This is a genomic window from Streptomyces sp. NPDC026206, assembly GCF_040638465.1.
Classification (GTDB): domain Bacteria; phylum Actinomycetota; class Actinomycetes; order Streptomycetales; family Streptomycetaceae; genus Streptomyces.
Genome location: NZ_JBEZYL010000007.1, coordinates 18,473 through 39,901, shown reverse-complemented (window position 1 = coordinate 39,901; position 21,429 = coordinate 18,473). Strand labels below are relative to the sequence as shown.

Sequence of the window (21,429 nt, the reverse complement as noted above, 5' to 3'; positions counted from 1 at the left end):
CCACCATTCACCACACTGTACTGCGAGGTCTCACCCATGACACCGGTCTTCGCCCTGGCCACCAGCCTCATGTGGGGGCTGGCCGACTTCGGCGGCGGGCTGCTCACCCGGCGCATGCCCGCCCTGACCGTGGTCCTGGTCTCCCAGGTGCTGGCCGTCCTCGCCCTGGGCGCGATCGTCGTCGCCACCGGCGGCTGGTCCGAGGCCGGGCCCCAGCTCTGGTACGCGGTCGCCGCGGGCGTCGTGGGCCCGGCGGCGATGCTCGCCTTCTACAAGGCGCTGGCCCTCGGCCCGATGGGCGTCGTCTCCCCGCTGGGCGCGCTCGGCGGCGTCGCGGTGCCGCTGGGCGTGGGTCTGGTGCTGGGCGAGCGCCCCGGCATCCTGCAGTTCGCGGGCATCGCGGTGGCCGTGGCGGGCGTGGTGCTGGCCAGCGGCCCGAGCAGGGGCGGCGCGCCCGTACAGCGGCAGACGCTGCTCCTCACCCTCGTCGCGGCCTTCGGCTTCGGCTCGGTGATGGCCCTGATCGCCGAGGCCTCGCACAACCTGACCGGGCTGTTCCTCGCCCTGTTCGTCCAGCGCCTGTGCAACGTCGTGGTGGGCGGCGGGGCACTCTACGCCTCCGTCCGCCGCGGCGGCCCCGCCCTGCCCGAGGACGGCTGGGCCGGCATCCGCTCGGCCCTGCCCGCCCTCGCCTTCGTCGGCCTCGCGGACGTGGCCGCCAACGGCACGTACAGCATCGCCGCCCACAACGGCCCCGTGACCGTAGCCGCCGTGCTCGCCTCGCTCTACCCCGTCGTCACCGCACTCGCCGCCCGCGGCGTCCTGCGCGAACGGCTGCGCACGGTGCAGGCGGCGGGCGCGGGCCTGGCACTCGTCGGCACGGTCCTGCTGGCCACGGGCTGACCACGCTGCCGAAGGACGGGGGCCACCCCGCGGACGCGTCCCGATCCCGCAGCACGCACACCGTCCGGTCCCGTGCGCCTACCTGTCCCGGTCAGGCTGCAGCGAGCGCCAGATCCGGTCGGGGAGGATGCGTACGGCCTGATTCAGGTCGATGTCATAGGTGCTGGACAACCAGCGGCGTGCGGTCTCGGCGACCGGGCCGATGACGAGCACCTCGATCAGCGGGGTGGGGAGGGGAGCGATCTCGCCGGCTTCGATGCTCGGTCGCAGCCATGCGGCGATGTCTCCGAACGTGGCCTGCTTGACGGCGCGGATCTCCTCGGCATGTCCGTCGAGGTAGCCGGAGTAGGCGGAGGCATGAAGGAAGAGGGCGGCGTCGCGGTGCTCCACGGTGAAGCGCAGATAGGCCTTGACCAGCGCCTGGATGCCGGTACGGGGGGTACGACTGCGGCGCAGCGCGACGATCATCCCGTCGAACAGCTGCTCCATGCAGCGCGTGTAGAGGCGGGCGGCGAGGCCGTCGAAGCTGCCGAAGTGGTGATAGAGGCTGCCGAGGCTGACCCCGCTGGCCGCGGTGACGGCGTTCACAGTGAAGCCCTGCTGGCCGGCCGAGGCGTACACGCGCAGCGCGGTGGTCAGGAGCTGCTCGACGGTGGCCTCGCCACGCTGCTGCTTAGGAGACATCGCACGGCCTCCTCGGCACAGTGACCGCCATCGGTCTCCGGCGGGCCACCACGACCGCCTTCACGATTCCGTTCGCCATGCCGGTCAGCGTAGAACAGAAGTGGATCGAAACGCTTGCAGTGGAATTGACGGCAGGTCAGAAGCTTGGCAGGCAGGGCACCGCGGGGCTCGGGTACCGGCCGTACTGGAGCGAACTTATAGAAAATCGGTCTGGACCTGACTATGGTGCGTGGCATGGCGAACCACCACACCACCGTCGCCTCACTCCCGCAACTCCCCTACGCCCAGGGAGTGTCCGTCCGCGGGCGGGCAGTCGGTCTGACGCGAAGAGGCATCCAATGACGCTCAAGGTCCCCCGGTTCTTACGCGCGAAGGCCGCAGTCGCCGCGGCGGCCGCCGCCGTCCTCATGCTGAGCGCGCCTTCCGCGCATGCCGATGCTCCGGCGCCGCCGCCGCTGACCGACGGCTTCGGCCTCACCCAGACCGGCAACGTCACCGGTACCGCCACCAATTTCGTGATCACCGTGAAGACGGCCCAGGTCGCCGGTGAGCATCACATCCGGATCCTGCTGCCCAGTGACTACGCGTACAGCCCCGACAAGCGCTACCCGGTTTTCTACTTCCTGCACGGCGCGTCCGACGACCCGGCCAACCCGGGCGTGGCCTACCCCGCCCTGACCGCGGCCAAGTCGATGATCACGGTCATCCCGGACGGAGGCCGGCGGGGCTGGTACACCAACTGGCTCGACCAGAAGACCGCCGCCGGCGCGCAGAACTGGGAGAACTTCCACATCAACCAGGTGATCCCGTTCATCGACGCCAACCTCCGCACCCTCGCGTCCAAGCAGGGGCGGGCCGTCGGCGGCCTCTCGATGGGCGGCTTCGGGGCCCTGCACTACGCCCAGAGTCATCCCGGGCTGTTCAGTCAGGTCGCCTCGCTCTCCGGCGCCAACGAGCTCTCGCGGAATCATGCCGTCATGCGAGCCGCCGTCGTCGCCACGCTGACCAATATCGGTGCCCCGCTCTGCGGCAGTTCCAGCCCCACGTGCTCGCTCAACTTCGGGCCCACGGTGTCCAGCGACGCGATCTTCGGCACGCCGTATCCGGTGTTCGACGCCGACTGGCGCTGGAACGCGGCGGACCCGGCCTCGCACATGAACGCTTTGGCCGGCATGGGCATCTCGATCTACACCGGCAACGGCGGCGGCAACCCCACCGAGCCGGAATTCTGGGTCCAGTCGGCGTCACAGCACGCCAAGGACCGCCTGGACGCCCTCGGATACCCTTACCACTACGTGGAGTACGGCAACGGTTCCGGCTGGGGCGAGAACTGCAAGGGCGGCCACACCTACGGCTGCTGGGCACAGGACCTCGTGGACTATGTCCCGCGCCTGGAAGCTGCATTCGCCTCCGCCTGATCTCTGAGAAGACCCTGATCCCTGAATGAAACTGCTCGCCCTGTCGCCCGGCGGTCGCCTGGCGACAGGGCGCCGTCGCACCGCGGCCGGAGGGCACCCCGCCCGCGTCGTACTCAGTCCTCCAGCGCCTCGCGGTGCGCCTTCACCAGCTCCAGGTACATCGCGGCGTTGAGCCGGATGTGCTCGCGCTCGTCCTCCGTCAGCTGCCGCCGTACCTTGGCGGGCACGCCGGCGACCAGGGAGCCCGGCGGCACCTGCATGCCCTGGGGTACAAGCGCCTGGGCGGCCACCAGGGAACCGGCCCCGATCCTGGCACCGTTGAGCACGGTCGCGCCCATGCCGATCAGCACGTCGTCCTCGACGGTGCAGCCGTGCAGGACCGCGTTGTGCCCGACGGTCACCCGCTCGCCGACGCTCACGGGGAAGCCCGGGTCGACGTGCACCGTGCAGTTGTCCTGGATGTTGCTGCCGGCGCCGAGCGTGATCGGCCCGCAGTCCGCGCGCAGCACGGCGTGGTACCAGATGCTCGCATCCGCAGCGACGGTGACGTCACCGGCCACGACCGATGTCGGCGCGGCGAACGCCGCCGGGTCGATCTCCGGCCGCTTCCCGCCCACACCGAAGACCATCGATCGCTCAGCCACTGCGCACTCCTCGTCGTCGTCCTCAGCATTCCCAGCACCGTAAGCGACGGGCCGCCGACGGGCGTCCGGCTGGGGCCGAGATCACAGGAGTGCGGCGGCCGTGGCGGCAATGGGCAGGGCCCCCGGCTGCTGCCGGGGGCCCTCACCGTGTCGTGTGTCCTGGCGGTTCTCACTCCGCGGCGGCGACGGCCTCCGACTCGGGCGCACGCTGCTCCGCCGCGGCCTCGGCGGCCTGCGTGGCGCCGGCCTTCTTGGCCTTGATCCGCATGACGACGAACGAGCCCAGGCCGAAGAGCAGGGCGGCGACCAGGCCGAGCCAGGAGAATTTCTTCAGCCACTCCTCGGCGACCTTGCCCACGGAGTAGATGACCGCGACCGTACCGCCCGCCCAGACGATGCCGCCGAGCACGTTGGCGATCAGGAACTTCCAGTACGGCATCTTCAGCACGCCCGCGAGCGGGCCGGCGAAGATCCGCAGCAGCGCGATGAAGCGGCCGACGAAGACGGCCCACATGCCCCACTTCTGGAACGAACGCTCGGCAGTGGCGACGTGGTGCGGGCCGAAGTGCTTGGGGAACTTGCGGCCGAGCCAGGCGAGCAGCGGCTTGCCGCCCTTGCGGCCGATCAGGTAACCGATCGAGTCACCGACGATCGCGCCCGCGACGGCGCTGGCGCCCAGGACGTACGGATTGATGTGGTCCTGGGTGGCGGCCAGCAATGTGGCACTGACGAGGACGATCTCACCGGGAAGCGGGATGCCCAGGCTCTCCAGCCCGATGACCCCACCCACCAGGAGGTAGACGGCGATCGCCGGTACTGTTTCGAGCCACTCCTGGATGTGCAACGCCGGTTCCTCCCCGGTTGACGACCTGCTTCCCGGCGTGCGCGGCGAGGCGCACGCCGGGAAGCCTACTGGAGGTAGGACTCGCGAAGAGGCCCGCCGGTTGACCGGAAGCGGCTACTTGTTCGGCCGCAGGGTCCACACAACGGTCATTTCACCGGTCTCCGCGCCGTCCTCACGCGTGATCGAGATCCGCACGGGGAACTCCGGGCGCTCCCCCGCGTCCAGCTCGGCGACGATGTCGGCGGCCGGGCGGCCGAGCTCGGCGGTCGCGGTGACCGGGCCCATGGCGAGCTTCTTGTAACCGATCTCGGCCCGTACGGCCAGCGGCACCGCGCGCGAGAGCTGGTCGCCGAAGGCGGCGAGGACGATCGCACCGCTCGCGGACTCGGCGAGCGTGAACATCGCGCCGGCGTGCGGGCCCCCGACGTGGTTGTGGTACTCGGGCTGGTCGGGCAGGCGGACCACGGCGCGCTCGGCGGTGGTCTCCTCGAAGACGAGGTTGAGGGTACGGACCATGGGCACGGTGGCCGCCAGGGCGTCCCCGATCGAGGGCTGGGTCTGTGACATGACCCGAAAGTTACCAGCCAGTAGCACAACCGTGAAGGGGCTCGGACCACAAGTGTCACCATCGCCCTCTATGGTTATCGGCCATGTGGCCAGGACAGCAGGCGCCCGGGGGCGAGCAGAACCCGCAGGACCCTCACAAGAACCCGTACCAGCAGCCGGGATACCCGCAAAACAACCCTTATCAGCAGCCGGGCTACCAGCAGCCCAATTCCTACGCGCAGCCGGGCGTACCGCCGCAGCCCGGCCAGCCGGTTCCCCCCGGCCCCCCGCAGTGGACAGCCCCGGCCGCGCCCGGTGGCCCGCAGCCGCCGGCCGGCGGCCGGGGCAAGCGCACCACGGTGATCGCCGTCACGGCGGCGGTGGCGGTCGTCGCCGCGGCCGTGATCACTGGCGTGGTCGTGCTGAAGGACGACGGCGACGACGGCCAGGACCCCTCGGCGAAGGACGCGAAGCCGTCCGCGACGGCACCCGTGTCCCCGAGCGCGAGCGCGGCGGCCCCCGAGGACAACCCGCGCGCCGGCGGCGAGGTCAAGCCGGTGATCGACGGCTGGAAGACCGTCGTCAGCTCCAAGCGGCACAACGCGTTCGACGTTCCGCCGGACTGGGAGGTCGAGCCGCCGACCATGTCCCACGGCTTCGAGGACAAAGACGGCAAGCCCCTCATCACGATGACGTCCACCGCCTCGTACAAGAAGGGCGAGTGCGCCAAGAACAGCAAGCGGGGCGCCGCCGGTACCAAGGGCGCGCAGGGTGCCAAGAGCGAGGCGAGCGCCGCCGAGATCGAGGCGGTCAACTGGCTCTACGCGGCCTTCGACCAGGAGGAGACCGGCACCTTCAGCAAGCCCAAGGCCCAGCCCTTCAAGAGCGACCACGGCCTCACCGGCTACACGGCCTCGGCGACGGTCACCGGCGTGAAGAAGACCGACAAGTGCACGACGGACGGCAAGACCTTCACGGTGACGTACAAGGACACCAACGGCGACCTGGCCACCTGGGTGCTCTATGCCGACAAGGGCATCGACGGGGAGCTCCCGGACGACACCATCAAGAAGATCATGAGCTCGCTCCGCCCGCTGAAGTCCTCCTGACCGACGCGCCCGCCGGCTGCCCGCGCTGGCCCGTCCCGGCGTCCCGGCCTTCCCGGCCGGCTCAGCCGACGCTGAACGCGCCGCCGGGCGGCTCGGGCGAGGCCACCGCCTGCGCGTCGCCCACCGGCGCCGCCCCGGCGGCGAACCGGTCGAGTGCGGCCCCGTGCTCGACCCGGGCCGGGAAGGCGTCGGCGGCGGCGCGGCGCGCGAGTGCGGCCACGGGAAGTTCCCTGTGCGCGGCCACCAGGACGGCGTTGCCGAAGCGCCGGCCCCGGAGCATCGGACCCTCCGCGATCAGGCACAAGTGCTCGAAGACGGCGGCGAAGGTGGCCACCTGAGCACGGAGGAAGCCGAACGGCGCACCGTCCGCGAGGTTCGCCGTGTAGTGGCCGTCCGGGCGCAGCACCCGCGCGGCGGTGCGGGCGTACTCGACGGATGTGAGGTGCGCCGGCACGCGCGAGCCGCCGAAGACATCCGCGACGATGACGTCGGCGCAGGCGTCGGGGGCATCCTCCAGCGCCGCCCGGGCATCCCCGGCCCGTACCTCGATCCCGGAGCCGTCGGGCACCGGCAGGTGCTCACCGACCAGGGCGATCAGGCCCCGGTCGGCCTCGATGACCCGCTGCCGCGAACCGGGCCGGGTGGCGGCCAGGTAGCGGGGCAGGGTGAGGGCGCCGCCGCCCAGGTGCAGCACGTCGAGCGGCCGGCTCTCCTCGGCAACCGTGTCCAGGACGTGTGCGAGGCGCCGCGCGTACTCGAATTCGAGGTGAGTGGGGTCGTCCAGGTCGACATACGACTGGGGGGCGCCGTTGACGGTCAGCAGCCACGCCCGTGCCACGTCCACGTCGGGCATGAGCTTGGCGGTGCCCCAGTCGACGTCACGGGTCACGGGTATCGGTTCGTCCACGTCTCCATTGTGCCGACATTGTGCCGACCCGGTTGCCCCGACGCGTCCCTCCCGTACTCCTTGCGTCATCCCTCGCGCCCCGCTGCCGCGGTCATCGTCCCCGGTGGCGTCCGCTAGGGCTGTTCGCCGGCGTGCTGCGCCCTGCCCACCGCGAAACCGTCCATCCACGTCTGCACCATGTGACGGATGACCATCGTGAGCTGCTGGGCGGTGAGGACCTTCTCCAGGTGCCCCTGCCTCAGCGCAAGCCTCGCCCGTCGTTCCGCCGCCACGAACAACGCCATCTGATCAGCCCGTTCGGATGCTCCCTCCCACCGCTCTTCCATAGCAGCACCCTAGGCCGGGCCCCGCTCGGCGGCACGTGATTTTGCCCGGCCCACTGGTGGGGAGCCGTCCGCACAGCATGAGCGGAAGTGACCGGCAGCTTGTGGTTCCGTACCGGCTCGGTGACATCACATCCCCCTTACGGCGGTGTCGGTTACGCTCCTTCGATGCTCGATACCGCCGCCGTGCCGTCCTCCGGCCTCGCCGAGCGCTGCATGCGTGCGCTGCTGTCCCCGTGGTCCCGTCTGGGGCTGCTCGTCGTACTGCTCGGCGCCGCGGTCGCGGGCGTGCTGCTCTGCCGTCCCGAAAGGTTGCTCGCCGGTGGCTGGCCGCCGCAGCTCTCGGGCGGTACAGCGGTAGTGCTGTTCGCTGTCGCGTACGGGCTGTGCACGGCGGCCTTCGTGCCGCGGCCGGTGCTGAACCTGGCCGCGGGCGCGCTGTTCGGTGCCCCGCTGGGGACGGCGGCGGCCGTCGTGGGCACCGTACTGGGCTCGGCCATGGCCTTCGGCCTCGGGCGGCTGCTGGGACAGGACGCCCTGCGGCCGCTGCTGCGCGGGCGGTGGCTGAAGGCCGCGGACCGGCAGTTGAGCCGGCACGGCTTCCGGTCGATGCTGGCGCTGCGGCTCTTTCCCGGAGTGCCGTTCGCCGCGGCGAACTATTGCGCGGCCGTCTCACGAATGGGATGGGCTCCCTTTCTTCTGGCGACGGGTCTGGGCACCGTGCCCAACACCGCGGCCTACGTCATCGCGGGCAGCCATGCGGCGTCGCCCACCTCGCCCACCTTCATCGCCGCGACGGCCTTCATCGCGGTCACCGGGCTGGCGGCCGTCGTCGTTGCCTGGCGCCGGAAGTCCCTGATGCCCGGGCCGGGCCGGCGCACCGGTTCCTGACCGGGCTCGCCCCCTGGCTCGGACCCTGCCCCCGGGCCGCGTCCGATTGCCCTCACCGAGTCACGGGGGCGCCGTCGGCGGGACGGTGCCGGGACGCGGCGTGCGGTGGTGCCTGCTGATGTTCTTCTCCAGCAGGAGTGTGGAGGTCTCCACATCCACGGCACCGGCGGACCGGGGGTCCGGGAGCCGGCCGTCCGCCCCTTTCAGACCGGTCAGGGCGCCGTCGATGGCGCTGTGGGCCGCGAAGAGGCACGGCGTGCTGTAGATGGCGGCGTCCACGCCCAGTTCCGTCAGCTCGGACAGCGAGAGCCGCGGCGACCTGCCGCCCGCGATCTGGTTGAAGAGCAGGGGCTTGTCCCCGATGACCGTGCGAATGCGGTGAATCCGCTCCACGCTGCGTACGCCGTCGACCAGGACGACGTCCGCGTCGGTCGCCGCCAGCGCGGCGGCCCGCCGCAGGATCTCCGGCTCCTCGGTCGCGTCCGTACGTGCCACGACGAGCAGGTCGTCGCGGCTGCCGAGCACCAGGCCGAGCTTCTCCAGGTACTCCTCCAGCGGGAGGATCAGCTTGCCGTCCGCGTGGCCGCACCGGCGCGGCCGCCGCTGGTCCTCGAGGATCACTCCCGAGGCGCCGGCCCGTTCCAGGCACTGGACCACATGGCAGGCGACCTCGGGGTCGGCGTATCCGTCGTCGATGTCCACGAGCAGATGGTGGGCGGGGAACGCCAGACGCAGGCGTTCGACGAAGCCCACCATGTCCGGCCAGGCGATGAACCCGATGTCGGGCAGCCCGTAGTACGAGGCGGCGAAACCGAAGCCGGAGACGAAGAATCCGTTGTAGTGCTGAGCCGCGATCGACGCCGAATACATGTCGTAGACGCCGATGAGGGGCGTGGTCCGGCCGGAGGCGACCTCGTCCAGCAGAGCCCTGCCGTGATGCATGAATTTCCCCTGACGTAGGCACGTACAGTGCGTGAATTGTTGGTCTCAAGGTCAACATGACGTGTTTACGGTTACAGAAAAATGAGAGCCTACGATTCGAAATACCGGTGCGGTCGCCTGGTTGAGTGACATGCCCGGCAACGAGCCCCGGGCACGGAGGACATGGGGCCGCAAGGGCCCTCCCATAGAGGCCCACCAGGCTGCCCCGCACCAGCGGACACCCCTGCCGTAGCAGGTATCTGACCTATCGTCAGCCGCATTCACCAAAAGGTGAAAAGCTCCGCCCGCAATTTCTTCATATGACCGCACACGGAAACAACGGAAACAGGGGCCAGGCCACACGTCCGGCCGTGACCATTACTTGGATGGCACAGACTTTCATGAGCTGGTTCGAATCCTTCGTCCTCGGGCTCGTCCAGGGGCTGACCGAGTTCCTGCCGGTCTCCTCGAGCGCCCATTTGCGGCTGACCGCCGCCTTCGCCGACTGGCAGGACCCCGGCGCGGCATTCACCGCGATCACACAGATCGGCACCGAGGCCGCCGTCCTCATCTACTTCCGCAAGGACATCGCGCGCATCGTCTCCGCGTGGTTCAGGTCGCTGTGGGACCGGCGGATGCGGCGGGACCATGACGCCACCATGGGCTGGCTGGTGATCGTCGGCTCGATCCCCATCGGCGTGCTCGGCCTGGTGCTCAAGGATGCGATCGAGGGCCCGTTCCGTGATCTGCGCCTGATCGCGACAACACTGGTGGTCATGGGCATCGTGCTGGGCATCGCCGACCGCCTGACGGCGCGCGACGAGAAGGGCGGCAGGCACCGGGCCGTCGAACAGCGCAAGGACCTCACGCACCTGGACACCAAGGACGGCCTGATCTTCGGCATATGCCAGGCCATGGCCCTGATCCCCGGCGTCTCCCGGTCGGGCGCGACCATCAGCGGCGGCCTGCTGCTCGGCTACACCCGTGAGGCAGCGGCCCGTTACTCGTTCCTCCTGGCCGTCCCCGCCGTCCTCGCCTCCGGCCTCTTCGAACTCAAGGACGCGGGCGACGGGCGCACGGCGTGGCCGCAGACGGTGTTCGCCACGCTCATCGCCTTCGTCGTCGGCTACGCCGTGATCGCGTGGTTCATGCGCTTCATTTCCAGCAGGAGCTTCATGCCGTTCGTCGTCTACCGCGTCCTGCTCGGGCTCCTGCTCTTCGCCCTGGTCGGCACCGGCGCCCTCGCCCCGCACGCGGGCGAGCTCACGGGCTGAGGCGAGCGGCGGAGAACGCGGACGCGCCGGGGGCCGACGGACACCACAGGGCACCACAGCGCAACGAAAGGCCGTTGATGTTCGGGCGATCCCCCGCGTCGCCCGAACATCAACAGGCATACCGGACCACGCCCTGCTCAGCGGCAGGACAGCCGGATACGTGCTGAGTATATTGGCTTGGAGCCAGTCAACGCAGGAGATTAAAGGCATGTCACCGCGCAGCGCAGCGCTCAACGAGGAGTTGCGCCGCCGCTCCCGCGAGCGGCTGCTGCGGGCAACCGTCGAGCTGGTGGACGAGCGCGGTTACGAGGCGACGACGCTGGCGGACATCGCGGACCGGGCCGGGGCGGCGCGCGGGCTGATCTCGTACTACTTCCCCGGCAAGCGGCAGTTGCTGCAGTCCGCGGTGCACCGGCTGATGCACCTGGAGCTGGCGGCCTGCCTGGAGCGGGACCCGCGCACGCAGAACGGGCGCGAGTTGATGGCCCGGGCCATCGACGCCGTTCTCGGGCTCGCGTGCGAACGGCCCCGGCTGATACGCACGCACATGGCGGGGATCCTGACGGCGGAGGGCTTCATCCAGTGTCCCGAACAGCAGCGCCTGGCGTTCCTGCTGCGTGAGACGGTGACACGCTACGGCTCCGCCGATCCGGAGACCGACTACCGGCTGCTGCGTGCCCAGTTGATGGGCGCGGTCACGGCGATCCTGGTGCCGGGGGCACCGATGCCGGCCGCGCGGATGCGGGCGGAGCTGTTCCAGCGGTACGGGCTCACCTGGGAGCTCGGCTTCCCGCCCGGTGCCGAACCGCCGCCTCCGGGCGTCTGAAAGCACCCCGCCGGCGGGGACCACCCGGCCCGCCGACCGGTGCCGGACGCGGTGCCGGGCTCCCCGCCGGCCGTTGCACCTCCCGTAACCCGGCTCCCGGTGAGATCCTGGACTCACTCGCGGGAAGGAGCCCTCCGTGCTTCGAGTCGCAGTCGTCGGATCGGGACCGAGCGGGGTCTACACCGCCCAGGCCCTGGTGCAGCAGCGCGCCGTCCCCGGCGTGACCGTGGACGTGATCGACCGCCTGCCCTGCCCGTACGGGCTGGTGCGCTACGGGGTCGCCCCCGACCACGAGAAGATCAAGTCGCTGCAGAACAACCTCCGGGAGGCCCTGGAACACCCCGCCGTGACCTTCCTCGGCAACGTCCGGGTGGGCGAGGACCTCGCGCCGCGGCGGCTCCTGGACCTCTACCACGCCGTCGTCTACTGCGTGGGCGCCGCGGCCGACCGGCGGCTGGGCATTCCCGGCGAGGATCTGCCGGGGAGCTTCTCGGCCACCGAGTTCGTCTCCTGGTACAGCGCTCACCCGGATGCCGCACCCGGCGGGTTCGTGCTCGGGGCGCGCTCCGCCGTCGTCATCGGGGTCGGCAACGTAGCGGTCGACGTGGCCCGGGTGCTGGCGCGCGGTGCGGAGGAGCTGCGGCCCACCGACGTGCCCGACGCGGCCCTGGCGGCGCTGGCCGAGAGCCGGGTGGCGGACATCCACATGGTGGGCCGGCGGGGGCCGGGGCAGGCGAAGTTCACCACGAAGGAGCTGCGGGAACTGGGCGCCCTGCCGGGCGCGGAGGCGCTCGTCCAGGACGACGAGGCGGCCCTGGACCCGGCGTGGACGGACCCGTCGGGGCTGTCGCCGGCCGCTCGGCGCAATGTCGAAGTGCTGCGGGGCTGGGCCGGGTCGGCCGCGCGGGGACACGGACGGCGGATCCGGCTGCGCTTCTTCCTGCGGCCCGTCGCGCTGCTCGGCGAGGACGCCGTGCGGGCGGTGCGGTTCGAGCGTACGGTGCCGGACGGGCGTGGCGGTGTGGTCGGGACGGGGCGGTTCGAGGAGATCGACTCGCAGCTGGTGCTGCGGTCGGTCGGGTACCGAGGGGTGCCGATTCCGGGGCTGCCGTTCGACGGTGAGCGCGGGACCGTCCCGCACGAACAGGGGCGGGTGCTGCGCGACGGCGCCCCTTCGCCCGGCGAGTACGTCGCGGGCTGGATCAAGCGCGGGCCGACCGGGGTGATCGGCACCAACCGCTCGTGCGCCAAGGAGACGGTGGCCTCCCTGCTCGCCGATGCCGGCTCCCTCGCGGCACGGCCGCTTCCGGCGGATCCGGTCGCCGCGCTGCGCTCGGCGGGCCAGGAGCCCGTGCGGTGGCCGGGCTGGCTGGGGATCGAGGCGGCGGAGGCCGCGCTCGGGCAGCGGCTGGGCCGGGGCAGGGTGAAGATCCCGGACTGGGACGGACTGCTCACGGCGGCCCGGCAGGAGGGCTGAGCCCGCCCGGCGGGGAGGCTGAGCCAGTCGGGCAGGAGGGCTGAGCCCGCCCGGCGGGACCTTTCAGTCCCGGCCGTCCTCGTCGGCGGGCCGGTCCTTGCCGCTGCCGTGCCCGAGCCGGGCGCTCTGGCACGCGTAGGCGGTGAGGACGCTGTCGAGCAGGCCGGGGAAGAGCGCGTCGAGGTCGTCGCGGCGCAGGGAGTTCATCTTCGCCGTTCCCCGGTAGATCTGGTGGATCACACCGCTCTCCCGCAGTACCCGGAAGTGGTGCGTGGTGGTGGATTTGCTGACGGGGAGATCGAAGACCGAACACGACTGCTCGGCCTCCGCCTCGGCCGCCAGCGCCCGCAGGATCAGCAGCCGCATGGGGTCCGAAAGGGCGTGCAGGACGCCTTCGAGGCGGATCTCGTCGCGGGCGGGGTGGTCGAGGGAGCGGCTGGTCCGCGTCGTCATGGCTGCTCCTTCGTCGGGCGGCTCGGGCGGACTCCATTGTACGATGGGCGTCGTAGTTTGACATCCTTCGTAGTACGAGGGTTATCGTAGGAGCAGCGAAGCCGACCACGCCTCGAACTCGAAACGGAGCCCGTCGTGAGCAACCTGTTCCAGCCCTTCACCCTGCGGTCGCTGACCATTCCCCACCGCGCCTGGATGGCGCCGATGTGCCAGTACTCGGCCGAGGTGTCCGGCCCCGACGCGGGTGTCGCGAACGACTGGCACTTCTCGCACTACACCGCTCGCGCCACCGGTGGCACCGGCCTGATCCTGGTCGAGGCGACCGCCGTCAGCCCCGAGGGCCGGATCAGCCCCGCAGACCTCGGCATCTGGAACGACACCCAGGCCGAGTCGCTGCGAAGGATCACGGCGTTCCTCAAGGAGCAGGGCACCGTGCCCGGCATTCAGATCGCCCACGCCGGCCGCAAGGCCGCGACGGACCGGCCCTGGCGCGGCGGCGAGCCCGTCGGCCCGGAGGAGGGCTGGCAGCCGGTGGGCCCGAGCCCGGTCCCGTTCAAGGACGGCCACCCGGTGCCCGAGGAGCTGACAGCCGCGCAGGTCAAGGAGATAGTGGGCCGGTTCGGGGCTGCCGCACGACGGGCCCGGGCCGCCGGCTTCGAGGTCGTCGAGGTGCACGGCGCCCACGGCTACCTCATCCACGAGTTCCTCTCCCCGCACAGCAACCACCGCACCGATGAGTACGGCGGCTCGTTCGAGAACCGCATCCGCCTCGCGCTGGAGGTCGTGGACGCCGTCCGCGCGGAGTGGCCCGAGGAGCTGCCGGTGTTCTTCCGCGTCTCGGCCACCGACTGGCTGACGGAGAACCCCGAGGACCCCCGCGAGGGGTGGACGGGCGACGACACCGTACGCCTCGCGCGTGAACTGCAGGCGCATGGCGTCGATCTCCTCGACGTCTCCACCGGCGCCCTCGTCCCCGGCGCCCACATCCCGGTGGGGCCGGGCTATCAGGTGCCGTTCGCCCAGCGGGTGAAGGACGAGACCGGGCTGCCCGTGGCCGCGGTGGGTCTGATCACCGACCCCCAGCAGGCCGAGAAGATCGTCAGCAACGGCGAGGCCGACGCGGTCCTGCTCGGCCGGGAGCTGCTGCGCGACCCTTCCTGGGCCCGCCGGGCCGCGAGGGCGCTGGGCTGCGAGGTGCGCACCCCGGACCAGTACGGCTGGGCCGTCTGACACCGGCGGGCGCCGGCCCCGGCCGGTGCCCGTCAGCGGGTTCGTACGCGCACGGGCTGAGCCAGTAGAGTGACGCTCCGTGGCTAGACCCTTGAACGAGATCGTCGAACCGGGCTGGGCCAAGGCACTCGAGCCGGTGGCCGGGCGGATCGCCGCGATGGGCGACTTCCTGCGCGCCGAGATCGCGGCGGGCCGGACGTACCTGCCCTCGGGCGCGAACGTGCTGCGCGCCTTCCAGCAACCGTTCGACGACGTAAGAGTACTGATCGTCGGTCAGGACCCCTACCCCACGCCGGGCCATGCCGTCGGGCTGAGCTTCTCCGTCGCACCCGAGGTGCGGCCGCTGCCGGGCAGCCTGGAGAACATATTCCGCGAGCTGCACACCGACCTGGGCCTGTCCCGGCCGTCCAACGGGGACCTGACGCCGTGGACCCGGCAGGGCGTCCTGCTCCTCAACCGAGCACTGACCACCGCCCCGCGCAAGCCCGCCGCACACCGCGGCAAGGGGTGGGAGGAGGTCACCGAGCAGGCGATCCGCGCGCTGGTCGAGCGTGGCAAGCCCATGGTCGCCGTGCTGTGGGGGCGGGACGCGCGCAATCTGCGCCCGCTGCTGGGCGGGGTTCCGTGCGTGGAGTCCGCGCATCCCTCCCCCATGTCGGCGGACCGTGGCTTCTTCGGCTCGCAGCCGTTCAGCCGGGCCAACGACCTGCTCGCGCGGCAGGGTTCGGTTCCGGTGGACTGGCAGCTCCCCTGACGCCGCGACCCGGCCGGCGGTAGGGTGCGCGCCATGCCGCTTCCCACGAGCACGGCTGCTGGCGCCCGGGCCGGCGCCCGCAGGACCGGGTGACGGGCCGCCATGGGGGCCGTACCCGGCTGGATACTGGGGGTCGACTCGGGCGGCTCGGGCATCCGGGTCGCGCTCGCCCGCACCGACGGTGAGGGTGAGGCGTCGGCGTGGTCCTCCCCCGTGCCGGTCGGCACCGGGGAGAGGGGCATCGACGCGCGGGACCTTCTCGACCGCGTGCTGCCCGTGGCCCGGGAGCTGCTCCGTAAGGCCGGCTCCCGGCGGTGCGAGGCCGTCTGCGTGGGTGCCGCCGGCATGGCCACCCTTGGGGACGACCTCCGTGCCGTGCTGCCCGACGCGCTCCGCGAGGAGTTCGGGGCCCGCCGGCTCGCACTGGCCTCCGATGCCGTGACCGCCTACGCGGGTGCGCTCGGGCAGCGGCCGGGAGTGGTCGTGGCCGCGGGGACGGGACTGGTCGCACTCGGCACCGACCTGACGCCGGAGGGCGGTTGGCGGCGCGTGGACGGCTGGGGCCATCTCCTCGGCGACTGCGGCAGCGGCGCCTGGATCGGACGCGCGGGCCTTGAGGCGGCGATGCGCGCGTACGACGGGCGCGCCGGGGGCTCGCACGCGCTGCTCGGCCGCCTGGAGGCCGTGTTCGGCCCGGCGGGGGAACTGCCCGGCAAGCTCTATCCGCGGCCGGACCGGCCTGCCGTCCTGGCGTCCTTCGCCCCGGAAGTGGGCCGGTGCGCACCCGACGACCCGGTTGCCACGGGCATCGTACGAACAGCCGCCCGGCACATCGCCGAGGCCGCCGCCGCGGCCTGCCCGCCACCGCTTGCGCACCGGGCCCGCGAAGTGGCACTCACCGGAGGGGTCTTCCGGATGGGCGCACCCCTGCTGACACCGTTGCACGAGGAGTTGCAAAAGCAAATCCCGGATGTGCGGCCGGTCGCCGCCGCGGGCGATCCGCTGGCCGGGGCACTGCGCGTGGCCAGGGCTCTGGCGACGGACAGCCTGACCTTCCCGGCCGACGACATGCTGCTCCGCGTCGTTTGCTGATCACATCCGTCCTTATCGCACGAACTGGTGAATAAATCAGGACAGACGTTGTTCAGTTACCCCCACCCGAACGTCAGAGTCCTATGAACGGCTAACATGCGGCGCCATGAGCTCCCCCACAGGGCCCGCGAATGGCCTGCCTGTACGAATGCCGCGACCCCGCCAGCCCGGAAGGCACCGGCGGCCGGAGCCGGCGGCCGCTCCGGCTGGTGCGCCGCCGCTGGTGCTCGCCGTGCCCGGGACGCCCAGTGCCACCACCCGCCGCCTCGCCGAGGAGTCCCTGAGCATCGCCCGCTCCGAGCTCCCGGGCCTGGACGCGCGCGTCGGCTACGTCGACGCCGGCGGGGACACCGAGGGCTTCCCGGCACTGGATGCCGTCCTCGCCTACGCGACCGCCCAGCGCGCCGCTCGCAGCAGCGAAGCCGGTGAAGCAGGCGAGGGCGACGCCACCGCCGACGCCTGGGCCCAGGCGCCCGACGCCGTCGTGGTGCCGCTCCTGGCGGGCCCGGACAGCGCGGTGCTGCGGCGGATACGCCAGTCCGTCATGAACAGCGGTTCGGCCAGCGAGCTCACCGACACGCTCGGCCCGCACCCGCTGCTCGCCGAGGCGCTGCACGTACGGCTCTCCGAGGCCGGGCTGGCCCGCGCCGACCGCGCGCGACTGTTCACAGTTGCAACAGCTGCGGACGGCATCGTCCTTGCGACGGTCGGTGGCGAAGAGGCGGTGCAGGCCGCCGGCATCACCGGCATGCTGCTCTCCGCCCGCCTCGCGGTGCCGGTGCTGGCCGCCGCGCTGGACGAGGAGGGTGCTGTCGCCCGTGCCGCCGACCAGCTGCGCGGCTCCGGCTCCCGCAATCTGGCGCTCGCCCCCTGCCTCGTGGGCCCCGAGGTCGACGAGACGCTGACGGCCATGGCCGCGAAGGAGGCCGGCTGCTCGGCCGCCGAGCCGCTGGGCTCGTACCCCGCGATCGGCAAGCTCGCCCTGGCCAAGTACGCGGCCGCGCTGGGCATCGCCGTTCAGCCGGCCCCGCAGGGCGCGCCGGTTCGCTGAGGCGTAGCGCAGACCCGCACGAGAGGGGCTTCCGTTGTCCGGAGGCCCCTCCGGGCTTGTCAGGGCCCGGGAGGCTCCCGCTGCTCGGGAGCCAAGGCTTGAGCTCACGGCTCACGGCTCACGGCTCACGGCTCACGGCTCACGGCTCACGGCTCACGGCTCAGGCGAAGAGCACGCAGGACGCCGCCGGTATCCCGGTCGCACCGGCGAGCACCGGCAGCCCCGTCTCCGGATCGACGGTGAACCAGGTGACGTCGCCGGAGCGCTCGTTGGCGGCGTACAGCAGACCGCCGCCCGGGTGTGCGGTCAGGTCGCGGGGCCAACGGCCGCCGCAGTCGACGGTGCCGCGGAGCTCGAGGCTGTCTCCCCTCGTGTCGAGGGCGAGAGCGGCGATGCTGTCGTGCCCGCGGTTGGCCGCCCACAGGTGGCGTCCGTCGGCCGAGACGACGAGCGCCGACGGGTAAGTGGTCCGCTCCGCCCCACAGGGCAGGACGCGCGTCTCACCGACCGGTTCCAGCGCCCCCGTCGCCGCGTCCCACGTGCACACGGTGACAGTCGGGTCGAGCTCGTTGAGGACGTACACACGATCGCCGCGCGGGTGGAAGACAAGGTGCCGGGGACCACTGCCGGGCCGTAGTGCCGTCTCGCGGTGCGGGCCGGGAGCACCGGTCAGCGGGTCGAGTGCGTAGCTCCACACCGAGTCGGTGCCCAGGTCGACGGCGAGGACCCAGCGTCCGGAGGGATCGGTCACGACGGCATGGGCGTGCGGCCCGGCCTGCCGGTCCGCCACCGGACCGTGCCCCCGGTGCGGAAGCACCGCCGAGGGCGCGCCGAGGCCTCCGCCGGTACGGACCGGGAGCGCGCTGACGCTGCCGGAGCCGTAGTTGGCGGTGAGCAGCCAGGGGCCGGCGAGGGCGAGGTGCGTCGGCCCGTCACCGCGCACCGGGACCGGCGCTCCGAGCAGCTCGGGCCGCGCCGGGTCCGCCAGGGAGAAGGCGGCGACCGCACCCTCCTCGGTCTCGCTCACCGCGTAGAGCACGTCGCGGCCGGGCGAGAGGGCCAGGTAGGAGGGGTTCACGACTGTGTCGGTGGAGTACACCGGCGTCAGCGCGCCCGTCTCGCCGTCGACCCGCGCGACGGTGACACCACGGCCGCCCGCCTCGGTGAACGACCCGATGTACGCCCACCGCCCCCGCTCACCGTTCCGCCTGTCCGGCTCACTCTTGGTCTGGCTGCCCTGCTCGTTCTGCCTGCTTCCGGTCACCACCGCTGCCCCCCGTCGCCGGAACCACTCACTGTGCGCCCGACGCTACACGCAGCCACTGACAGCGACCGGGCCGACCCGGCGAGCCCCGCGCCGGCCCTCTTGGAAGCCTCCGGCGGTCCGGGGCGCGGGCAAGCTCGCCCCCGCTGCCGGAACGTCGTCGGCGCTGTGCCTGTCCGAGGTGTGGTCCGATGGCCCGCCTTGGCACAGCCAAGGGCCCATCCAGCTGAGCCAATGGCACAGCTGGAATGGGATCTCTTGAGCCAATGGGGTCCTGCGTGCTTTGATGATCCTGTCGATGGCGCTGCGGATCCCGCGGCGCCTCTTTTATTGCGTTTTATTGCGCTTTCACTGCGCGCGTCATGGGAGCCGGAAGAGGTGCTGAAGCTGAAGAGGATGTTCGCGTTTCCGGATCCGGGCCGGCTGCGGCTGCGCAGCTCGGCTCGAGCCGTTCTCGGTGTCGGGTCGGCCGTGGCCGTCTCCCACCTGGTCACTGGCTCGCTCACCGCGGCCGTCGCAGGCGGCCTCGCCGCGTTGCTCGCCCTCTTCACCGTCACCGATGCCAAGGTCCGTGGTCAGGCCGTCACCACGATGTTGCTGCCCTCCGTGGGCTTCCCCGCGCTTGCACTCGCGGCAGCGCTCCACAGCTCCCCCCTCCTGCGCGACGCGGCGTTCCTCGTGGTCGTCTTCGCGGGGGTGTACGCGCGCCGCTGGGGCCCTCGTGGCCAGGCACTGGGAATCTTCGCGTTCATGACCTTCTTCATGGCGCAGTTTCTGCACGCTGTGCCCGGACAGCTGCCCGAGCTGTACGCGGCCATGGCCATGGCTCTCGGCACGTCCTCGCTCGTCCGTTTCGGTCTGTGGTGCATCGAGCGGCGTTCGCCGTCGCCGGCGGTGCCCGCTCCCCTGGTGGCGCGCGGCCTCGCCCGCCCCACGACGCGTCTGGCGTTCCAGAACACCTTCGCCTGCGCGATAGCGCTCGGCGTGGGCCAGCTGGTGTCCGACGAGCGCTGGTACTGGGCCGTCGGCACCGCCTGGTGGATCTTCGTCAACACCGCCTCGCGCGGGGAGACCCTCGTCCGGGGCTTCCGCCGCGTCGTCGGCACCCTGGCCGGCATCGCGGTCGGGCTGGTCGTCGCCGTACCGCTGCACGGCGCGCCCGTGCCCAGCGTCGTCCTCGTCGCCGTCTGCGTCTTCGGGATCTTCTACACCGCCGCGCCGTCGTACAGCTGGATGATGTTCTTCGTGACCATCATGGCCGGCCTGCTCTACGGGCTCCTCGGCGTGCTCCACCCCGGGCTGCTCGCCCTGCGCTTCGAGCAGACCCTCGTCGGAGCCGCCGGCGCAGCGCTGGCCGTCGCGCTCGTCCTGCCCGTGACCACGCACGCCGCAACCGACGCCTGGATCCGGCGGGCTTTGGCGGCCGTGCGGCAGTGCACAGCGGAATCGGCGCGTCGGCTGGCCGGTGACGAGGCGGCCGACCCCGGCCCGCAGGTCGCCGAGCTCGAGCTCCTCCTCGGCAGGGTCCGGGTCTCCCTCGCTCCCCTGTTGCACCCGCTCAACCCGTGGCGGGCCCGCAAGGAGCGTGCGCGCCTGGTCATGGCGCACCTCGACGACTGCGTCCGCCAGGCCCGCGGCCTGGCAGAGGTCGCCGCCGACCCCGCCGCCTCGCACGACGCCCGGCTGACGGCCGCCTGTCAGCGCGTCGAAACCGCGTTGCACGCCATCGTGCCCGCGCCCGGGGCCCCTGCCTCCGCAGCCGGCCTCGGCACCGCCGCCCCGCAGCACCACCCGGGCGCTGAGCGTGCCCTGGCTCACCTCCACCACCTGGAGACGGCGCTGGCGGAATTGGCGACGCCGGTGCTCAGCAGCCCGCGTTCCCCGCTGGCCGGTGCTTGAGCTCGTCGTTCATCGAGACGCACGAGCCCGACCGGTAGCGTCGCGGCCGCGCCGGTGGAATGAGGGCGTGCATCGATGGCGAATCAGGGGGCACTCGTGTCCCCAGAGGAACCGTTGTCACGTTCCTTCCCTGGAGGAAAGCCGTGAACAAAGGCAAGGATCACCGGCCCCGCGCGGGCGAGAAAGCAGACGACAAGAAGCACGAAGGCCGGAAGGCACGCTCGCGGCCGGCCCCCATCGGCAAGGGTGACACTCCGAACGTCGCGGGGAGCGACGTGCAGCAACCGGAAATCGCCGAGGGGCCGGTAGAGGGGCTGCAACCCGGCGAGCGGGTAGAGCGTGGGCCCTGGCATCCGCCGGTCGAAGTGGATCCGCCCCCGGGGTACGGCCGGCCGCCGGGGAAGCGCGCCCGGGGCCGGGGGCAGCCCGGCGACGAAGGGAGCGAGGAACGGTGAACGCCGCACACGATCCGGGCACCTCCCCCGAGCAGGAGGGCATCCCCGACCTGCAGGACGGCACACCCGAGCAGCAGCGGGCGAGCGACCCGCAACAGCAGTCCGTGCCCGGGGACGAGCCGGCGGCCGTCACCCGCGTAGGGGTCACCCCCGAGGAGGCGCAGGAGGGCGAGTCCCTCGACGAACGCCTCGCCGAGGAGGAACCGGAGCCCGACCCGGCCCGGCTCGCCGAGCCGCGGCCGCCGGCTTGGGACGACCCCGAGCCCGACGAGCCCGCCGCCCCGGCCCTGGAGGACGCCCCGGCGGGGCTGCTCTACGACGAGCCCGATCCCGATCGTCCGCGGGAGCAGGACGTGTACTCCCAAGAAGGCTCGACCGAAGGCCTGTCCGCCGAAGAGGAAGCGGTACGGGTCAGGGACGACGACGAGATCTGACGCCCGACGCGGGCGCGGCGGACCGTGGGC

Annotated in this window: 23 protein-coding genes; 14 read left to right on the top strand and 9 right to left on the bottom strand. The window is 71.9% G+C overall.

All coding sequences use genetic code 11. From position 1 onward, the window contains the following. Nucleotides 1-36 precede the first annotated feature (36 nt). Nucleotides 37-903: an EamA family transporter gene (locus AB0F13_RS12890; protein WP_362079674.1), complete on the top strand. Its 867-nt coding sequence runs from the start codon at nucleotides 37-39 to the stop codon at nucleotides 901-903. 78 nt (nucleotides 904-981) lie between these two features. Here the strand turns inward: AB0F13_RS12890 and AB0F13_RS12885 are convergent, their stop codons facing one another. Next, entirely contained in the window at nucleotides 982-1,587 is a 606-nt protein-coding gene (locus AB0F13_RS12885) for a TetR/AcrR family transcriptional regulator (RefSeq protein ID WP_362079671.1), read from the bottom strand. 338 nt (nucleotides 1,588-1,925) lie between these two features. Here AB0F13_RS12885 and AB0F13_RS12880 point away from each other — a divergent pair, with 338 nt between their 5' ends. After that, nucleotides 1,926-3,005 carry an alpha/beta hydrolase-fold protein gene (locus AB0F13_RS12880; RefSeq protein WP_362079668.1) on the top strand — a complete coding sequence of 360 codons (1,080 nt, stop codon included), beginning with the start codon at nucleotides 1,926-1,928 and terminating at the stop codon, nucleotides 3,003-3,005. A gap of 113 nt (nucleotides 3,006-3,118) precedes the next feature. Here the strand turns inward: AB0F13_RS12880 and AB0F13_RS12875 are convergent, their stop codons facing one another. The 3 genes from AB0F13_RS12875 to AB0F13_RS12865 all read right to left on the bottom strand — a co-directional run bounded on the left by AB0F13_RS12875 (nucleotide 3,119) and on the right by AB0F13_RS12865 (nucleotide 5,060). After that, entirely contained in the window at nucleotides 3,119-3,634 is a 516-nt protein-coding gene (locus AB0F13_RS12875; protein WP_362080248.1) for a gamma carbonic anhydrase family protein, read from the bottom strand. Nucleotides 3,635-3,818: 184 nt separating this feature from the next. Further along, the gene (locus AB0F13_RS12870; protein WP_362079665.1) at nucleotides 3,819-4,493 is read right to left on the bottom strand and encodes a DedA family protein; all 675 of its coding nucleotides are present in this window, start codon (nucleotides 4,491-4,493) and stop codon (nucleotides 3,819-3,821) included. Nucleotides 4,494-4,607: 114 nt separating this feature from the next. After that, entirely contained in the window at nucleotides 4,608-5,060 is a 453-nt protein-coding gene (locus tag AB0F13_RS12865) for a DUF4442 domain-containing protein (RefSeq protein ID WP_362079662.1), read from the bottom strand. Between the two features lie 83 nt (nucleotides 5,061-5,143). On the opposite strand from AB0F13_RS12865, the gene AB0F13_RS12860 reads away from it, so the two are divergent. Next, entirely contained in the window at nucleotides 5,144-6,148 is a 1,005-nt protein-coding gene (locus AB0F13_RS12860; RefSeq protein ID WP_362079659.1) for a hypothetical protein, read from the top strand. A gap of 61 nt (nucleotides 6,149-6,209) precedes the next feature. Here the strand turns inward: AB0F13_RS12860 and AB0F13_RS12855 are convergent, their stop codons facing one another. Together AB0F13_RS12855 and AB0F13_RS12850 are read right to left on the bottom strand one after the other, a co-directional pair. Continuing rightward, nucleotides 6,210-7,055: a fused MFS/spermidine synthase gene (locus AB0F13_RS12855; protein ID WP_362079656.1), complete on the bottom strand. Its 846-nt coding sequence runs from the start codon at nucleotides 7,053-7,055 to the stop codon at nucleotides 6,210-6,212. 113 nt (nucleotides 7,056-7,168) lie between these two features. Then, nucleotides 7,169-7,381, bottom strand: coding sequence for a hypothetical protein (locus AB0F13_RS12850; RefSeq protein WP_362079653.1), 213 nt, complete (start codon nucleotides 7,379-7,381; stop codon nucleotides 7,169-7,171). Between the two features lie 165 nt (nucleotides 7,382-7,546). Here AB0F13_RS12850 and AB0F13_RS12845 point away from each other — a divergent pair, with 165 nt between their 5' ends. Continuing rightward, entirely contained in the window at nucleotides 7,547-8,269 is a 723-nt protein-coding gene (locus AB0F13_RS12845) for a TVP38/TMEM64 family protein (RefSeq protein ID WP_362079650.1), read from the top strand. Nucleotides 8,270-8,329: 60 nt separating this feature from the next. On the opposite strand, the gene AB0F13_RS12840 is transcribed toward AB0F13_RS12845, so the two are convergent. Beyond that, nucleotides 8,330-9,211: an isocitrate lyase/PEP mutase family protein gene (locus AB0F13_RS12840; protein ID WP_362079647.1), complete on the bottom strand. Its 882-nt coding sequence runs from the start codon at nucleotides 9,209-9,211 to the stop codon at nucleotides 8,330-8,332. A 380-nt stretch (nucleotides 9,212-9,591) separates the two neighbouring features. Here AB0F13_RS12840 and AB0F13_RS12835 point away from each other — a divergent pair, with 380 nt between their 5' ends. From AB0F13_RS12835 to AB0F13_RS12825, 3 genes are all read left to right on the top strand, one after another. Continuing rightward, nucleotides 9,592-10,464, top strand: coding sequence for an undecaprenyl-diphosphate phosphatase (locus AB0F13_RS12835; protein WP_362080245.1), 873 nt, complete (start codon nucleotides 9,592-9,594; stop codon nucleotides 10,462-10,464). 208 nt (nucleotides 10,465-10,672) lie between these two features. Then, nucleotides 10,673-11,290 carry a helix-turn-helix domain-containing protein gene (locus tag AB0F13_RS12830; RefSeq protein ID WP_362079644.1) on the top strand — a complete coding sequence of 206 codons (618 nt, stop codon included), beginning with the start codon at nucleotides 10,673-10,675 and terminating at the stop codon, nucleotides 11,288-11,290. A 136-nt stretch (nucleotides 11,291-11,426) separates the two neighbouring features. Then, nucleotides 11,427-12,767, top strand: a complete 1,341-nt coding sequence (locus AB0F13_RS12825; protein ID WP_362079641.1) for an FAD-dependent oxidoreductase — start codon at nucleotides 11,427-11,429, stop codon at nucleotides 12,765-12,767. A gap of 63 nt (nucleotides 12,768-12,830) precedes the next feature. Here the strand turns inward: AB0F13_RS12825 and AB0F13_RS12820 are convergent, their stop codons facing one another. Beyond that, nucleotides 12,831-13,220: a helix-turn-helix transcriptional regulator gene (locus AB0F13_RS12820; protein WP_362079638.1), complete on the bottom strand. Its 390-nt coding sequence runs from the start codon at nucleotides 13,218-13,220 to the stop codon at nucleotides 12,831-12,833. 135 nt (nucleotides 13,221-13,355) lie between these two features. Between AB0F13_RS12820 and AB0F13_RS12815 the strand changes: the two genes are divergently transcribed. The 4 genes from AB0F13_RS12815 to AB0F13_RS12800 all read left to right on the top strand — a co-directional run bounded on the left by AB0F13_RS12815 (nucleotide 13,356) and on the right by AB0F13_RS12800 (nucleotide 17,347). Further along, a complete protein-coding gene (locus tag AB0F13_RS12815; protein WP_362079635.1) occupies nucleotides 13,356-14,450 on the top strand; it encodes an NADH:flavin oxidoreductase/NADH oxidase in 1,095 nt (364 codons plus the stop codon). Between the two features lie 79 nt (nucleotides 14,451-14,529). Beyond that, the gene (locus AB0F13_RS12810; RefSeq protein WP_362079632.1) at nucleotides 14,530-15,204 is read left to right on the top strand and encodes a uracil-DNA glycosylase; all 675 of its coding nucleotides are present in this window, start codon (nucleotides 14,530-14,532) and stop codon (nucleotides 15,202-15,204) included. Between the two features lie 102 nt (nucleotides 15,205-15,306). Further along, nucleotides 15,307-16,296, top strand: coding sequence for a BadF/BadG/BcrA/BcrD ATPase family protein (locus AB0F13_RS12805; RefSeq protein WP_362079629.1), 990 nt, complete (start codon nucleotides 15,307-15,309; stop codon nucleotides 16,294-16,296). A gap of 106 nt (nucleotides 16,297-16,402) precedes the next feature. After that, nucleotides 16,403-17,347 (top strand): hypothetical protein, encoded by a 945-nt coding sequence (locus tag AB0F13_RS12800; protein ID WP_362079626.1) that lies wholly within the window; start codon nucleotides 16,403-16,405, stop codon nucleotides 17,345-17,347. A gap of 160 nt (nucleotides 17,348-17,507) precedes the next feature. Here AB0F13_RS12800 and AB0F13_RS12795 read toward each other — a convergent pair whose 3' ends face one another. Then, nucleotides 17,508-18,524, bottom strand: a complete 1,017-nt coding sequence (locus AB0F13_RS12795) for a lactonase family protein (RefSeq protein ID WP_362080242.1) — start codon at nucleotides 18,522-18,524, stop codon at nucleotides 17,508-17,510. 483 nt (nucleotides 18,525-19,007) lie between these two features. On the opposite strand from AB0F13_RS12795, the gene AB0F13_RS12790 reads away from it, so the two are divergent. The 3 genes from AB0F13_RS12790 (at nucleotide 19,008) to AB0F13_RS12780 (ending at nucleotide 21,399) form a co-directional block, all read left to right on the top strand. Then, on the top strand, nucleotides 19,008-20,510 hold the full coding sequence (locus AB0F13_RS12790; RefSeq protein WP_362080240.1) for an FUSC family protein: 1,503 nt from the start codon (nucleotides 19,008-19,010) through the stop codon (nucleotides 20,508-20,510). Between the two features lie 143 nt (nucleotides 20,511-20,653). Continuing rightward, the gene (locus tag AB0F13_RS12785; protein ID WP_362079623.1) at nucleotides 20,654-20,965 is read left to right on the top strand and encodes a hypothetical protein; all 312 of its coding nucleotides are present in this window, start codon (nucleotides 20,654-20,656) and stop codon (nucleotides 20,963-20,965) included. Continuing rightward, the gene (locus AB0F13_RS12780; RefSeq protein WP_362079620.1) at nucleotides 20,962-21,399 is read left to right on the top strand and encodes a DUF5709 domain-containing protein; all 438 of its coding nucleotides are present in this window, start codon (nucleotides 20,962-20,964) and stop codon (nucleotides 21,397-21,399) included. The genes AB0F13_RS12785 and AB0F13_RS12780 overlap by 4 nt, the downstream gene beginning before the upstream one ends. Nucleotides 21,400-21,429: the final 30 nt, after the last annotated feature.

Excerpts from the sequence above, each read along its gene's own strand:
- AB0F13_RS12890 (WP_362079674.1), top strand. The coding sequence starts at position 37 with ATGACACCGGTCTTCGCCCTGGCCACCAGCCTCATGTGGGGGCTGGCC.
- AB0F13_RS12885 (WP_362079671.1), bottom strand. The coding sequence starts at position 1,587 with ATGTCTCCTAAGCAGCAGCGTGGCGAGGCCACCGTCGAGCAGCTCCTG.
- AB0F13_RS12880 (WP_362079668.1), top strand. The coding sequence starts at position 1,926 with ATGACGCTCAAGGTCCCCCGGTTCTTACGCGCGAAGGCCGCAGTCGCC.
- AB0F13_RS12875 (WP_362080248.1), bottom strand. The coding sequence starts at position 3,634 with ATGGTCTTCGGTGTGGGCGGGAAGCGGCCGGAGATCGACCCGGCGGCG.
- AB0F13_RS12865 (WP_362079662.1), bottom strand. The coding sequence starts at position 5,060 with ATGTCACAGACCCAGCCCTCGATCGGGGACGCCCTGGCGGCCACCGTG.
- AB0F13_RS12860 (WP_362079659.1), top strand. The coding sequence starts at position 5,144 with ATGTGGCCAGGACAGCAGGCGCCCGGGGGCGAGCAGAACCCGCAGGAC.
- AB0F13_RS12850 (WP_362079653.1), bottom strand. The coding sequence starts at position 7,381 with ATGGAAGAGCGGTGGGAGGGAGCATCCGAACGGGCTGATCAGATGGCG.
- AB0F13_RS12845 (WP_362079650.1), top strand. The coding sequence starts at position 7,547 with ATGCTCGATACCGCCGCCGTGCCGTCCTCCGGCCTCGCCGAGCGCTGC.
- AB0F13_RS12840 (WP_362079647.1), bottom strand. The coding sequence starts at position 9,211 with ATGCATCACGGCAGGGCTCTGCTGGACGAGGTCGCCTCCGGCCGGACC.
- AB0F13_RS12835 (WP_362080245.1), top strand. The coding sequence starts at position 9,592 with ATGAGCTGGTTCGAATCCTTCGTCCTCGGGCTCGTCCAGGGGCTGACC.
- AB0F13_RS12830 (WP_362079644.1), top strand. The coding sequence starts at position 10,673 with ATGTCACCGCGCAGCGCAGCGCTCAACGAGGAGTTGCGCCGCCGCTCC.
- AB0F13_RS12820 (WP_362079638.1), bottom strand. The coding sequence starts at position 13,220 with ATGACGACGCGGACCAGCCGCTCCCTCGACCACCCCGCCCGCGACGAG.
- AB0F13_RS12805 (WP_362079629.1), top strand. The coding sequence starts at position 15,307 with ATGGGGGCCGTACCCGGCTGGATACTGGGGGTCGACTCGGGCGGCTCG.
- AB0F13_RS12800 (WP_362079626.1), top strand. The coding sequence starts at position 16,403 with ATGAGCTCCCCCACAGGGCCCGCGAATGGCCTGCCTGTACGAATGCCG.
- AB0F13_RS12790 (WP_362080240.1), top strand. The coding sequence starts at position 19,008 with ATGTTCGCGTTTCCGGATCCGGGCCGGCTGCGGCTGCGCAGCTCGGCT.